13 protein-coding genes and 1 tRNA gene are annotated in these 12,046 nt (G+C 72.3%); 5 read left to right on the forward strand and 9 right to left on the reverse strand.

What is annotated here, in order from left to right:
* Nucleotides 1-8: 8 nt before the first annotated feature.
* The 3 genes from IE244_RS11120 to msiK all read right to left on the reverse strand — a co-directional run bounded on the left by IE244_RS11120 (nt 9) and on the right by msiK (nt 2,622).
* Nucleotides 9-740, reverse strand: coding sequence for a nucleotidyltransferase family protein (locus tag IE244_RS11120; protein WP_191873016.1), 732 nt, complete (start codon nt 738-740; stop codon nt 9-11).
* 74 nt (nt 741-814) lie between these two features.
* The gene (locus tag IE244_RS11125; RefSeq protein WP_191873018.1) at nt 815-1,276 is read right to left on the reverse strand and encodes a hypothetical protein; all 462 of its coding nucleotides are present in this window, start codon (nt 1,274-1,276) and stop codon (nt 815-817) included.
* Between the two features lie 209 nt (nt 1,277-1,485).
* On the reverse strand, nt 1,486-2,622 hold the full coding sequence (gene msiK / locus IE244_RS11130; RefSeq protein ID WP_031170853.1) for a diacetylchitobiose ABC transporter ATP-binding protein MsiK: 1,137 nt from the start codon (nt 2,620-2,622) through the stop codon (nt 1,486-1,488).
* A 216-nt stretch (nt 2,623-2,838) separates the two neighbouring features.
* Here msiK and IE244_RS11135 point away from each other — a divergent pair.
* Nucleotides 2,839-2,913: transfer RNA gene (locus IE244_RS11135), tRNA-Thr, on the forward strand.
* Between the two features lie 73 nt (nt 2,914-2,986).
* Here IE244_RS11135 and IE244_RS11140 read toward each other — a convergent pair.
* Entirely contained in the window at nt 2,987-3,649 is a 663-nt protein-coding gene (locus IE244_RS11140; protein ID WP_191873020.1) for a TetR/AcrR family transcriptional regulator, read from the reverse strand.
* Between the two features lie 91 nt (nt 3,650-3,740).
* Between IE244_RS11140 and IE244_RS11145 the strand changes: the two genes are divergently transcribed.
* Nucleotides 3,741-4,802 (forward strand): oxygenase MpaB family protein, encoded by a 1,062-nt coding sequence (locus IE244_RS11145; protein WP_191873021.1) that lies wholly within the window; start codon nt 3,741-3,743, stop codon nt 4,800-4,802.
* 25 nt (nt 4,803-4,827) lie between these two features.
* On the opposite strand, the gene IE244_RS11150 is transcribed toward IE244_RS11145, so the two are convergent.
* Together IE244_RS11150 and IE244_RS11155 are read right to left on the reverse strand one after the other, a co-directional pair.
* Nucleotides 4,828-6,234: an NAD(P)/FAD-dependent oxidoreductase gene (locus IE244_RS11150; RefSeq protein ID WP_191873023.1), complete on the reverse strand. Its 1,407-nt coding sequence runs from the start codon at nt 6,232-6,234 to the stop codon at nt 4,828-4,830.
* Nucleotides 6,235-6,244: 10 nt separating this feature from the next.
* Complete coding sequence (locus tag IE244_RS11155; protein WP_191873025.1) at nt 6,245-6,898, reverse strand: rhomboid-like protein; 654 nt, start codon at nt 6,896-6,898, stop codon at nt 6,245-6,247.
* Between IE244_RS11155 and IE244_RS11160 the strand changes: the two genes are divergently transcribed.
* Together IE244_RS11160 and IE244_RS11165 are read left to right on the forward strand one after the other, a co-directional pair.
* Nucleotides 6,897-7,814 carry an aminoglycoside phosphotransferase family protein gene (locus IE244_RS11160; RefSeq protein WP_191873027.1) on the forward strand — a complete coding sequence of 306 codons (918 nt, stop codon included), beginning with the start codon at nt 6,897-6,899 and terminating at the stop codon, nt 7,812-7,814. The two genes, IE244_RS11155 and IE244_RS11160, sit on opposite strands and share 2 nt — an antisense overlap.
* Nucleotides 7,815-7,857: 43 nt before the next feature.
* Complete coding sequence (locus IE244_RS11165) at nt 7,858-8,337, forward strand: GNAT family N-acetyltransferase (protein WP_191873029.1); 480 nt, start codon at nt 7,858-7,860, stop codon at nt 8,335-8,337.
* 60 nt (nt 8,338-8,397) lie between these two features.
* Here IE244_RS11165 and IE244_RS11170 read toward each other — a convergent pair whose 3' ends face one another.
* Both IE244_RS11170 and IE244_RS11175 read right to left on the reverse strand, forming a co-directional pair.
* Nucleotides 8,398-9,369, reverse strand: coding sequence for a zinc-binding dehydrogenase (locus tag IE244_RS11170; RefSeq protein ID WP_191873688.1), 972 nt, complete (start codon nt 9,367-9,369; stop codon nt 8,398-8,400).
* 58 nt (nt 9,370-9,427) lie between these two features.
* A complete protein-coding gene (locus IE244_RS11175) occupies nt 9,428-10,588 on the reverse strand; it encodes an FAD-dependent oxidoreductase (RefSeq protein WP_191873031.1) in 1,161 nt (386 codons plus the stop codon).
* A gap of 130 nt (nt 10,589-10,718) precedes the next feature.
* On the opposite strand from IE244_RS11175, the gene IE244_RS11180 reads away from it, so the two are divergent.
* A complete protein-coding gene (locus IE244_RS11180) occupies nt 10,719-11,414 on the forward strand; it encodes a pentapeptide repeat-containing protein (RefSeq protein ID WP_191873032.1) in 696 nt (231 codons plus the stop codon).
* A gap of 85 nt (nt 11,415-11,499) precedes the next feature.
* Here the strand turns inward: IE244_RS11180 and IE244_RS11185 are convergent, their stop codons facing one another.
* Nucleotides 11,500-12,000, reverse strand: a complete 501-nt coding sequence (locus IE244_RS11185; protein WP_191873034.1) for a hypothetical protein — start codon at nt 11,998-12,000, stop codon at nt 11,500-11,502.
* Between the last annotated feature and the right edge of the window lie 46 nt (nt 12,001-12,046).

The raw sequence follows: 12,046 nt of genomic DNA on the forward strand, positions 1-12,046 counted from the left end.
GCGGACGACTACCGGCCCAGAGCCGCGAGCTCCTTGGCCGCCTCGGTCAGGTCCTTGGCCGTGTCGATGGCCCGCCAGTACGCCCCCTGCGGAATGGGGAACCCGAAGAGCTTCTGCTGCCGGGCCAGCCGGGGAAACGTCGTGCGCTCGTGGTCCCCCCGCTCGGGCAGCGACTCGGCGAACTCGGGCGAGAAGACGTACACGCCCGCGTTGATCTCGAACGTCGACGGCGGAGCCTCGATGAAGTCGGTGATGTGCCCGAACCCGTCGGTCTTCACCGCCCCCCAGGGGATACGCGGCCGGGCCAGGGCCAGGGTCGCCACCGCGTCCCGCTCGGTGTGGAAGTCGGCCATCTCCCGCAGGGAGAAGCGGGTCCAGATGTCGCCGTTGGTGGCGTACCAGGGCCGGTCGGGGCGGGGGAGACGCGCGGCGGCGTACTTGAGGCCGCCGCCGCGGCCGAGGGGTTCGCTCTCCACGACGGTGGTGACGGAGACGGGCAGGTCGGCGGAGTCCAGCCACTTCTGCAGGACGTCGGCGAGGTGGCCGCAGGAGACCACCACGTCGGTCACGCCTTCCTCGGCGAGCCAGGTCAGCTGGTGGCCGATGATCGGGGTGCCCGTGCCGGGGATCTCGACCATCGGCTTGGGCCGGTCGTCGGTGTACGGACGCAGCCGGGAGCCCTGGCCACCGGCCAGGACCACGGCCTGGGTGGGGCGCGACGCGGCGTTGGGATGGGTCATGACCGCACTGTACGTGGCGCCCCCGCCCGGGTCGTCCGGCAGCGGCGCGTTCCGGCACCGGCCTGCCCGGAACCTCAGCCGCGTGCGGCGAGGACGCCGGAGGCGAACGACGTGTCGCACACCGGGCGGGCATAGGACTGGGCGCGCGGAACGCCGTAGATGCGTGCCGCGGCCTGGCCCAGGGAGCGGGCGATGGCGGCGCAGTGCCGGGCCAGCGAGGGGTGGCCGTTGACGGCCTGCTGCAGGTGGGTCAGGACGACCCCCGGGTCCTTCTTCTGCAGCTCGGTGATCAGCTGGTCGCGGAGCACGTCCTGCGGGGCGCGGGAGACCGTCTTGGCGGAGACCTCCGCCGAGGAGACGTCCGAGGCGGCCAGCACCGAGCTGGAGGGGCTCCCCGTCCAGTTGACCCGGGTGACCGCGAGGGTCCCGGAGAGCACCAGGACGACGGGCAGGACGAGGGCGAGAGTGCGGCCGATCCGGCGGGCAGGGCCGCCCCGATGGCCGCGTCGCGTCTGAGGGGTGGTGGAGTGCTTCACGCGTGTGAGGGTAGCGCGGGGTAATGATTTGGCGACATTTGGTCACCCCTTCGGGGGATGAACTCGCCCTTGTTTCTGGGTAGGGGGTTGACGCGCCGCGCCCGAAATGATCGCTGTGCCGGGATATATCCGAGGGTATGGGTCACACGAAAGGGGCCCCGCGGCACTCCGCGGGGCCCCTTTCGTCAACGTGGGCGCAAACGCGCTGCTCAGTCGGAGAGGCGCTCACCCGTCGAGGTGGAGAACACGTGGATCTCGCCCGGCCGCGGCACGACGTGCAGGGTGGAGCCCTTCTCCGGCACCTGGCGGCCGTTGACGCGGACCACCAGGTCCTTCGTCTCGCCGCCGACCTCGGCGGTGCCGTAGACGTAGCCGTCGGCGCCGAGCTCCTCGACCACGTTCACGGAGACCGCGAGACCGGCCGGCGCGTCCGCGCTGTCCTTCGTCAGGGAGGCGGCGGCACCGCCGCCCAGCTCCACCACGTCGAAGTGCTCGGGGCGCACACCGACCGTCACCGTGCGGTCGCCCTTGTCCGAGGCGGCCGTCAGGGCGTCCCGGCTCACCGGGACGACGCTGTTGCCGAACTTCACGCCGCCGTCGGCGATCGGCACCTCGACCAGGTTCATGGCGGGGGAGCCGATGAAGCCGGCGACGAAGAGGTTCGCGGGCTTGTCGTACATGTTCCGCGGCGAGTCCACCTGCTGGAGGAGGCCGTCCTTGAGGACCGCCACACGGTCGCCCATCGTCATGGCCTCGACCTGGTCGTGGGTGACGTAGACGGTGGTGATGCCGAGGCGGCGCTGCAGGGACGCGATCTGCGTACGGGTGCTCACACGGAGCTTGGCGTCCAGGTTGGACAGCGGCTCGTCCATGAGGAAGACCTGGGGCTCACGCACGATCGCGCGGCCCATGGCGACGCGCTGGCGCTGACCGCCGGAGAGCGCCTTCGGCTTGCGGTCCAGGTACTCGGTGAGGTCGAGGATCTTCGCGGCCTCCTCGACCTTCTGCCGGATCTCCGCCTTGTTGACGCCGGCGATCTTGAGCGCGAAGCCCATGTTGTCGGCGACCGTCATGTGCGGGTACAGGGCGTAGTTCTGGAACACCATGGCGATGTCCCGGTCCTTGGGCGGCAGGTGCGTGACGTCGCGGTCACCGATGCGGATGGCGCCGCCGTTGACGTCCTCCAGGCCCGCGAGCATGCGCAGCGAGGTGGACTTTCCGCAGCCCGACGGGCCGACCAGGACGAGGAACTCGCCGTCCTCGATCGCGATGTCGAGTGCGTCGACGGCGGGCTTGGTGGAACCCGGGTAGATCCGGGTCGCCTTGTCGAACGTGACAGTGGCCATGGTGAATGGGCCCCCTTCTACCGGCAGGAACGTGCCGGACGATCCGTTGTAGGAAGGTGGTTGATGTAGTCCACGCAGGTGAACTGGGCGAACTGGCTCAGGACGCTACCTGGCGACCACTCGTTCTGTCAGTACCCCGGCCGTCGTGAACTTCGCGGAAATTTTCGACGGGAGCGGGCCCGGACCTGGGTACACTGCACGGGCGCCCATGCGCAGGCCTCCTTAGCTCAGTCCGGCCAGAGCAACGCACTTGTAATGCGTAGGTCGTCGGTTCGAATCCGACAGGGGGCTCTGGAAAAACTCTCCGACCTGGGGGTTCTCCCCGGCAAGACGCTGTTTTCGGCCGTGGACCGCCCGGCCGTCGTCAGCGCGTCCGTGGCCGGATGGCGCCGAGGATCACCTGCAGCTGGCCGATCAGGCGCGGTGGGTCGAACATGCCGGGATCGGTCAGCGCGAGGCGGCCGAAGTGTTCCGCGCAGGCGACGAGTGCGTGGGCGAGGACCTGCGGGTCGAGCCGCGGGTCGGGTGCCGTGCCGCTCCGGTCGGCCAGCGCGAGGGAGATCCACGCCTCGACCCGGAGCCGGAACCGCTCCCTGTCCGCCTCGATGCGGTCGCGCACGACCGCGGGCATGTTGCCCGGGGGCAGCAGGATCAGCCGCCAGGTGTCCGGGTCCTCGTGGAGCATCGCGGACATCCGGCGCACGGTCTCGGCGGCGAACGCGGCCGGGTCGCGCAGTTTCTCCGGGCCGGGGATCGTCCGGAGAAGGCGTTGGAAGGCGCGTGCCTGCTGCCGGTCGAGCAGGGCGGCCAGCAGGGCGTCGAGGTTCTCGTAGGCGCCGTAGACCACCGACCGGGCGACCTCGGCCCGCTTCGCGATGGCGTCGATGGAGACCCGGTCGTAGCCGTCGTTCACGATCACGGTGAGGGCCGCGTCGAGCAGTTGCTCGCGGCGCTGCTCGATCGGCACGCGCGGGGCGTAGGGGCGCCGCTTGCGCGGCCTGTCCTGCGAAGAGAGGGGCGCTGACACCTTGGCAGTTTACGACACGCGTGTCTTAATTTAAGACAGCAGTGTCGTAATTGAGGGCGGCATACGCCGCGGACGCACGAGGAGCGGCCCCATGGCGAAACGGGAGCACGACGGGATCGAACCGCACGAGGACTACGGCTTCTTCGGTCCGGGCTCGGTGGTCTGGAAGGTCTGGAGCTATCCGACGGCACCGACGGTGGGCTTCCAGCGAGCCGTGGTGGTGGAGGAACTCGACCCGCCGCTGGTGGCCGCCGTCCATGCCACCCAGGGCATCTACCGGCGCTCCCGCACCCGTTACGACCGGACCCTGAAGTACTTCGCGATGGTGGCCTTCGCCGGTTCACGACAGGTGTGCGAGGCCGCCGACATCCTGGTCAAGATCCACTCCAAGGCGATCGGCCAACTGCCCTACGGCGGCGGGACCTACGATGCCAACGACCCCGCCTCGCAGCTGTGGATCCAGCTCACCGGCTGGCACTCGATCCTCTACGCCTACGAGAAGTACGGGCCCGGCAAGCTCTCCGCGCAGGAGGAGAAGGAGTACTGGGAGGCGTGTGCCCTGGCCGCGGAACTGCAGACGTGCTCCCCCGACGACGTTCCCCGCAGCCGTGAAGGAGTCCGGGCGTACTTCGAACGGATGCGCCCGCGGCTGTCCGCCAGCCCGATCGCCCGGCAGGCCATGCACCACCTGCTCAGGACCGAGCTCGTCCTGCCGCCGGTGCCGCGCTGGGCGAAGCCGGCGAGCCTGGCCGTCGCGAAGGCGCAGCGGATCGCCACGATCGCCACGATGCCGCGCTGGATGCGTGAGATGGCCGGGATCCGGCAGTCACGCCTCCTCGACATCCTCATCGTGCCCGTCATGAAGACGGCCTTCGCGCTCGCCCACCTCGACCCCAGGGTCGAACTGCGCCTGCTGGGCAGGATCTCGCCCTCCACGGTCGCGGTGGTCGCGCCGGTCAAGCTCGGCATCCCGCCCCGCAGGCAGGAGGTGCTGACACCCGCCGAAGCCCGTGCCCGCCACGGCTACCCCAGGCCCGCCGAAGCACATCTCGCGTTCCGGGCCCGGCAGGCCACACGCGTCCTCGGTGACGGTGAGGCCCCCAGTGAGCAGGGGCTCATCGAGTCCCAGGAGATCCTGGGACCGCTCTCGTGACCGGGGCCCTTCTCGTCGTGTCGCCTCAGTGCCGTCCCGCCAGCCGGTCCGCCACCTTCGCCAGCCGCGAGGACTCCGTCCCCGGGTGGAGGCGTTCGCGCCGGTCGGCGGTGCGGTAGGTGGCGTACATGCCGTGGACGCCGAGCCAGCGGAAGGGTTCCGGTTCCCACTTGCGGACCTTGTGGTCCACCCAGGGCAGGTCCGTCAGCTCGGTGCGGCCGGCCTGGCCGGAGTCCTGCTGGACCAGGTCCCGCAGGGTGCGGGCGGCCAGGTTGGCGGTGGCCACGCCGGAGCCGACGTAGCCGCCGGCCCAGCCGAGGCCGGTGGAGCGGTCGAGCGTCACCGTGGCGCACCAGTCGCGGGGCACACCCAGCACACCCGACCAGGCGTGTGCCACCCGCACGCCCGCCAGCGCGGGGAAGAAGCGGGTCAGGATCTCGTGCAGGGCCTCGATGGTCGCCGGCTGGGTACGGCCGTCGTTGTCCGTCCTCGACCCGAACCGGTACGGCACCCCGCGGCCGCCGAGCGCGATCCGGCCGTCGGCGGTGCGCTGGGCGTACATGTAGGCGTGGGCCATGTCGCCGAGGGTTTCCCGGCCGTCCCAGCCGATCGCCGCCCACTGGTCGTCGGTCAGCGGCTCGGTGGCGATCATGGAGGAGTTCATGGGGAGCCAGGTGCGCTTCTGGCCCTTCAGGGACGCCGTGAAGCCCTCCGTGCAGCGCAGGACGTAGGGGGCGCGGACGGTGCCGTAGGGGGTGACGGCGTGCCGGGGGCGGATCTCCGTCACCGGGGTGCATTCGTGGACGGTGACGCCCAGGGACTCCACCACGGCCGCGAGTCCCTTGACCAGTTTCACGGGGTGCAGGCGGGCTCCGTGCGGGGTCCAGGTGGAGCCGACCGCGTCCGCGACCCGGATGCGCTCGGCCGTCTCCCGGGCGCCGTACAGTTCGCGGTCCTTCTCGCCGTAGGAGAGCTCGTGCTCGTGGAAGGCCTTGAGGCGGGCCAACTGGGCGGGGGTGGTGGCGACTTCGAGGACGCCGCCGCGGTGCACGTCCGCCTCGATGCCCTCGGCCCCGGTGACCGTGATGACCTCGGTCACGGTGTCGTTCATCGCCTTCTGCAGCCGTACGGCGGCCTCGCGGCCGTGCAGCCCGGCGTACCGGTCGCGGCCGGCGATGCCGTTGTACAGCCAGCCTCCGTTGCGGCCGGAGGCGCCGTAGCCGCAGAACTTCTGCTCCAGGACGGTGATGCGGAGGAAGGGGGCCGCCTTCTTGAGGTAGTACGCGGTCCACAGGCCGGTGTAGCCGCCGCCGACGATGACGACGTCGGCCGTGGCGTCCCCGGACAGCGGCTCCCGCACCGCCGGGATGCCGTCGTCCGTGTACCAGAAGGAGATCCCGCCGTTGACGACACTGCTTGCCGAGCTGCTCATGGCCGGGACGTTAACCCCTGAGTGCGGCCAGTGTCTCCTTCGGATTCCATGCTTTTCCGCGGCCCCTCGCCAGCGGGTAGCAGGCCAGCCCGATCAGTACGGAGACGAAGTGGCCGAGTTCGGTGAAGGACCGGCCCACGGCCAGGGACACCCCGAAGAGGACCAGGACCACCGGCAGGTAGGCGTACCGCCAGGGCGCCGCGATCCGGTAGCTGAGCACGCCGATGACCCCCGCCAGCGCGTAACTCACCCCGACGTCCAGGGTGTTGACCGCCGAGTGCGGGGCGATGCCGTCCCGGATCGCCAGCAGCAGGGCGCCCTCGCTGATCAGCGTGGCCAGCACGTGCGCCAGGGCGCACACCGTGAACCAGCGGAGGGTGCCCAGCCAGCGTTCGGCCTGCGCGTGGAACACCGTGTACAGCACGACGTACGGGATCCAGTGGCCGCCGTCGATCCACATCGCGCTGGCCACGAGCACCCGCACCGGGTTGCGGGACAGCTCGTGGATGTTGGTCGACCGCTGCCGCAGGAAGTGCTCTTCGAACTCCGGCGACATGTGGTGCAGGGCGACGGTCGTGACGAAGAGGATCGTCAGCCACACGTAGGTGCCGGGAGCGCTGCGGATGTACGCCCGCACGCCGCCGGTGCCCCGGATAATTCGCATGAGCCGATTCACGCACGCCAGTATCGTCCGGTCCGTGATCGACATCCCCGGTGATCTGGCGGAAGCGCAGGAGAGGTACAACGGCGCGGCGGGGCGGGCCTTCGTCGCCGGGCTGCCGGATCTCGCGGCGGCCTTCCTGGACCGCTGGCGACTGCGGCTGGACGGGCGCTCGATGAACGGTGTCAGTGCGCTGGTGCTGCCGGTCGTCCGTGCCGACGGCGGCCCCGCGGTGCTCAAACTGCAGCTGCGGGACGAGGAGAGCGAGGGCGAACCGGTCGCGCTGCGGGTGTGGGACGGTGACGGGGCCGTACGGCTCCTCGACCACGATCCGGCGACGGGCACCATGCTCCTGGAGCGGCTGGACGCGTCCCGGATGCTGTCCGCCGTGCCCGACACGCACGAGGCCGTGCTGGTCATCGCCCGGCTGCTGGCGCATCTGACGTCGTTCCCGGCGCCGCCGGGCATGCGCCGCCTAGGTGACATCACCGAGGCGATGCTGGAGCGGACCCCGTGGGCGCTGGAGCGGATCCCCGACGTCCGCACCCGCCGTACGGTCGCGGACTGCGCGGCCGCCGTGCGGGAGGTGGCCGCCGAGCCCGGTGACCGGCTGCTGCACTGGGACCTTCACTTCGAGAACGTCCTCGCCGCCGACCGTGCCGACTGGCTCGCGATCGATCCCAAGCCGCTCGCGGGTGACCCCGGCTTCGAGCTGTGGCCCGCGCTGGACAACCGCTTCGAGGCGGCCGGGGTGCGCCGGCGTTTCGACGCGATGACGGAGGTGCTCGGCCTGGACCGGGAGCGAGCCCGTGCCTGGACGCTGGGCCGGCTGCTGCAGAACGCCCTGTGGGACGTGGCCGACGGCCGGCCGGTCGAGGAGCGTCAGCTGGAGCTCGCCCGGCGGCTGCGCACGGCGTGAGACGGCCGGATGCCGCGGGGACGTGTCCGGTTGGCCTCCTCGCATGATTCGTACCGCGACCCCCGCCGACATCCCCGTCATCCATGACCTGATCCGTGAACTGGCGGAGTACGAGAAGGCCCCGGAGGAGGCCCGGGCGACGCAGGAGCAACTGCGGGAGGCCCTGTTCGGGGAGCGGCCGGCGGCGTTCGCGCATGTCGCGGTGGACGACGTCAGCGGTGAGCCGGCGGGGTTCGCGCTGTGGTTCCCGAACTTCTCCACCTGGCGCGGGGTGCACGGAATCTGTCTGGAGGACCTGTACGGCCGGCCGGGTGCACGCGGCGGCGGGCACGGGCGGGCGCTGCTGACGGGACTGGCGCGCATCTGCGTGGAGCGCGGCTACGAGCGTCTGGAGTGGTCGGTGCTCGACTGGAACCGGCCCGCGATCGGCTTCTACGAGGCGCTCGGTGCGCGTCCGCAGGACGAGTGGACGGTGTACCGGGTGACGGACGGGGCGCTGGCGGCGCTGGGCTCGGGCGACTGAGGCCGGCAGCGGCGCCCTCGCCCGGATGCGGGCCGGCACTCCTGGCGTCCGGCGGGTGCCTCACGGCTCCAGCACCACCTTCCCTGTCGTGCCGCGGTTCTCCAGTGCGCGGTGTGCCTCGGCCGCCTTTGCGAGGGGGAAGCGGGTGACGGCGGGGCGCAGCCGGCCGTGGGCGGCCTCGGCGAGGGCGCGCCGTTCGAGTGCGCGCAGGCCGCCGGCCCTGCGGAGCATCTTGGGGCCGAGCACGGACTCGGAGAGGCCTTCGACGGCGTAGCCCGCGCCGGCGCCGACGCCCTCCGCGGACCAGCCGAAGACCAGGTGCCGGCCGCCGGGGCCCAGGAGGGCCACGGCCTGCCGGGCCGCCTCGCCGCCGACGCCGTCGTAGACGATCGTGGCCGGCCGTCCCGCGAGGTGGGCGCGGACCTTCGCGGGCCATGCGGTGTCGGTGTAGTCGGCGGCGAGATCCGCGCCGTTCGCCCGGACCCGGGCCGTCTTTCCGGCGCCGCCGGCGAGCCCGATGACGGTGGCGCCGGCGTTCCTGGCGTGCTGCACGAGGAGGGTGCCGATGCCGCCGGCGGCGGCCGGTACGACGACCACGTCGTCCGGTCCCGGTTCGGCGAACCCCGCGACGCCCAGCGCCGTGCGGCCCGTGCCGATCATGGCGACGGCCGCCGCGAAGTCCAGGTTCCCGGGGATCTCGTGCACGCGGTCGGCGTCGGTGACGGCGAGTTCGGCATAGCCTCCGGGCGCGAAGCCGAGGTGGGCCACGACCCGCCGGCCGAGCCAGAGTCCGTCGACGCCGTCGCCGAGGGCGTCCACGACGCCCGCGACCTCCCGGCCGGGCACGGTCGGCAGGGCGGGCCGCTCGGGCAGCGGGCCCCGGTGACCGGCGCGCAGGGCCGCGTCGAGCAGGTGGACCCCGGCCGCGGCGACCGCGATCCGTACCTGGCCGGGGCCGGGGACCGGGTCCTCGGCCCGCTCGTAGAGCAGGTTCTCGGCCGGCCCGAAGGCGTACAGACGGACGGCGTGCATGGCGACCCCCGGGAAGACGACTGTCTCGGACTGTTGCGGCAGGGCCAACCCTCCGGCCTCAAGCATGCTTGAGGTCAAGCGCGGGCCGGCCGAGGATCAGGGACACGGCCGTGACCGCGCTGTTGAAGGACACCTCCGACAGCACCCCGGGCGCCGCCACCTGGTCGCCCGCGAGGTAGACCCCGTCGCCCCGGTCCACGCCGGGCCGGTCCCGCCAGCTGAGGCCGGGCGGGTCCACCGCCCCGGTACGGCCGTCGGCCACGGCGTCCCGCCGCCAGGTCACCCGCTCCCGCCAGCCGGGGAAGCCCAGATCGAGCAGTTCACCGGCGCGGGCCAGACCGTCGGCGCGCAACTCGCCCGGCCCGATCGGGATCTGCCCCTGGATCAGCTGCTCCCCGGCGGGTGCCAGGGTCCGGTCCGGCGCCGTGCACCGTTCGAGCCAGCCGGTCGCGTCGAGGTCGGAGAGGACGAAGGGGTCACCGCGCCGGGCGCGTACGGCGAGGTCGAGCAGGACGGTGCGGCCGCTGGGCCAGGTCAGTGAGTCGTCGCCGAGCAGCCGGCGGGCGGCGGGCAGGGAGGTCGCGACGATCACGGGGGTGCCGGTGGGCAGTGCGTCGACGCGGGAGAGCGTCTCGATCCGCACGCCCAGCTTCCAGGCCCGCGCGGCCATCCGGTCGATGACACGGGCCCAGCCGCCGACCGGGTAGTGCGCCTCCGGCGGCAGCTTGGTGGCCCGGCGCAGGCGTTCCTGCACGAACGCGGCGGACAGGGCGCCCGGGTCGTGGTGGAAGAGGGCGACGGCCGCGTAGTGGGCCGCGGCGCGGGCGCCCTCCTCGCCGGCGATCTCGCTCGCCCAGCTCAGGAAGTCGGCGTCGACGGGGGCCGGGCGCAGGCCGGGGCGCAGCAGCTTGAGCATGCCGAAGGGCGGGGTGCGGCGCAGGGCGCCGTGGTGGCGCAGCCGCAGCCGGGCCGCCTCCAGCGGCGGGATGGGGGCGAGCGGGCCGATCAGGTCGCGCTGCTTGAGCCAGGTCCAGTGCGGGCCGCCGTTGTAGAGGGCGTGCGGGCCCTCGTTGGTGCGGTACGGGCCCGCGGCGGTGCGGGCCCTGCCGCCCAGGGTGTGGTGGGCCTCGTACACGGTGACCCTGGCGCCTGCCTCGGCGGCGGTGATCGCGGCGGTGAGTCCGGCGAAGCCGCCGCCGACGACGGTGATGGGGTGCATGGGACGGTCTCTCCCTCGGATCGGTTCGCCTGGTGTGTAACGAGGACGGCCGGGGTGTGCCGGGATGTGACATGGACGGGGTTCTCGCAGGTCGGGGCGGTTTGTCAGTGGCGGGGTGCAGCATGGGGGCATGGCGAGGAGAGCGATGGGCGGCGGCCGTGCGGCGGGCGGCCGGGCAGGGGTGCGGGGGGCGCGACGGCCGGAGTTGAGGCTGCCGCCTCTGGAGCCGTGGCCCGACGCGGAGTTGCGGCCCGACGGGGACTACGACGGGCTGGAGTTCCGGGACGCGGACCTGACCGGGCAGGACGGCGTGGGCGCCCGGTTCATGGACTGCGCGCTGACGGGCTGCGCGGTGGACGGTACGGGGCTGGGCCGGGCCAGAGTGCTGGACTCGGTCCTGACCGGGCTGCGCGGGGTCGGCACGCATCTCGCCGAGTCCACGTTCCGGGACGTCGAGCTGGTCGACGCCCGCCTGGGCGGCACCCAGCTGCACGGTGCCGTCCTGGAGCGGGTCGTGGTGCGCGGCGGCAAGATCGACTTTCTGAACCTGCGCGAGGCCCGCCTCAAGGACGTCGTCTTCGAGTCCTGTGTGCTGGTCGAGCCGGACTTCGCGGGCGCGCGCCTGGAGCGGGTGGAGTTCGTCGACTGCGCGCTGAGAGAGGCCGACTTCGGCGGCGCGACGCTGAAGGACGTGGACCTGCGCGGTGCCGCTCCGCTGGAGATCGTGCGGGGACTGGACCGGCTGTCCGGGGCGGTGGTCAGCACGGGGCAACTGCTGGATCTGGCGCCCGCGTTGGCGGCGGAGCTGGGCATCCGGGTGGAGTGAGGACGGCGGGGGTCCGGGGGCGGGGTCCCGGGGCGGCGGGGGGCGGGAGCCCCCCGACCGGCACGCACGGCTACGGCACGCGACGCTAGGGCACTCTCGGAAAGCGGGCCTGCAGTGTCCAGACGGCCGGGTTCTCCGCCAGGTCCTCGTGGAGGTCGGTGAGGTCCGCGATCAGGTCGTGCAGGAAGTCGCGGGCCTCGCGGCGCAGTGCGGCGTGGGAGAAGGACAGCGGGGACTCCTCGGCCGGCGCCCAGTCGGCGGTGATGTCCACCCAGCCGAAGCGGCGCTCGAAGAGCATCCGGTCGGTGGACTCGGTGAAGTCCAGCTCCGCGTGCTGCGGCCGGGCGGCGCGGGAACCCATCGGATCCCGGTCCAGCCGCTCCACGATGTCGCACAGCGCCCAGGCGAAGTCCAGCACCGGCACCCATCCCCAGGATGTGGACAGTTCCCGGTCCGTCCTGGTGTCCGCGAGATAGACGTCTCCGCAGAACAGGTCGTGCCGCAGCGCGTGGACGTCCGCGCGGCGGTAGTCGGTCTGCGGGGGGTCGGGAAACCGGTTGGAGAGGGCGTAGCCGATGTCGAGCACGTCACAGATGGTGTCATGCCTGCCCGCGCCCCCCGGCACATAAGAT

The organism is Streptomyces filipinensis (assembly GCF_014649495.1).
Lineage (GTDB): Bacteria > Actinomycetota > Actinomycetes > Streptomycetales > Streptomycetaceae > Streptomyces > Streptomyces filipinensis.

What these genes read in the sequence shown, in the direction of transcription:
- msiK (WP_031170853.1), bottom strand. Translation starts at nt 2,622, where the DNA reads ATGGCCACTGTCACGTTCGACAAGGCGACCCGGATCTACCCGGGTTCC.
- IE244_RS11145 (WP_191873021.1), top strand. Translation starts at nt 3,741, where the DNA reads ATGGCGAAACGGGAGCACGACGGGATCGAACCGCACGAGGACTACGGC.
- IE244_RS11120 (WP_191873016.1), bottom strand. Translation starts at nt 740, where the DNA reads ATGACCCATCCCAACGCCGCGTCGCGCCCCACCCAGGCCGTGGTCCTG.
- IE244_RS11160 (WP_191873027.1), top strand. Translation starts at nt 6,897, where the DNA reads ATGAGCCGATTCACGCACGCCAGTATCGTCCGGTCCGTGATCGACATC.
- IE244_RS11170 (WP_191873688.1), bottom strand. Translation starts at nt 9,369, where the DNA reads ATGCACGCCGTCCGTCTGTACGCCTTCGGGCCGGCCGAGAACCTGCTC.
- IE244_RS11155 (WP_191873025.1), bottom strand. Translation starts at nt 6,898, where the DNA reads ATGCGAATTATCCGGGGCACCGGCGGCGTGCGGGCGTACATCCGCAGC.
- IE244_RS11150 (WP_191873023.1), bottom strand. Translation starts at nt 6,234, where the DNA reads ATGAGCAGCTCGGCAAGCAGTGTCGTCAACGGCGGGATCTCCTTCTGG.
- IE244_RS11175 (WP_191873031.1), bottom strand. Translation starts at nt 10,588, where the DNA reads ATGCACCCCATCACCGTCGTCGGCGGCGGCTTCGCCGGACTCACCGCC.
- IE244_RS11165 (WP_191873029.1), top strand. Translation starts at nt 7,858, where the DNA reads ATGATTCGTACCGCGACCCCCGCCGACATCCCCGTCATCCATGACCTG.
- IE244_RS11180 (WP_191873032.1), top strand. Translation starts at nt 10,719, where the DNA reads ATGGCGAGGAGAGCGATGGGCGGCGGCCGTGCGGCGGGCGGCCGGGCA.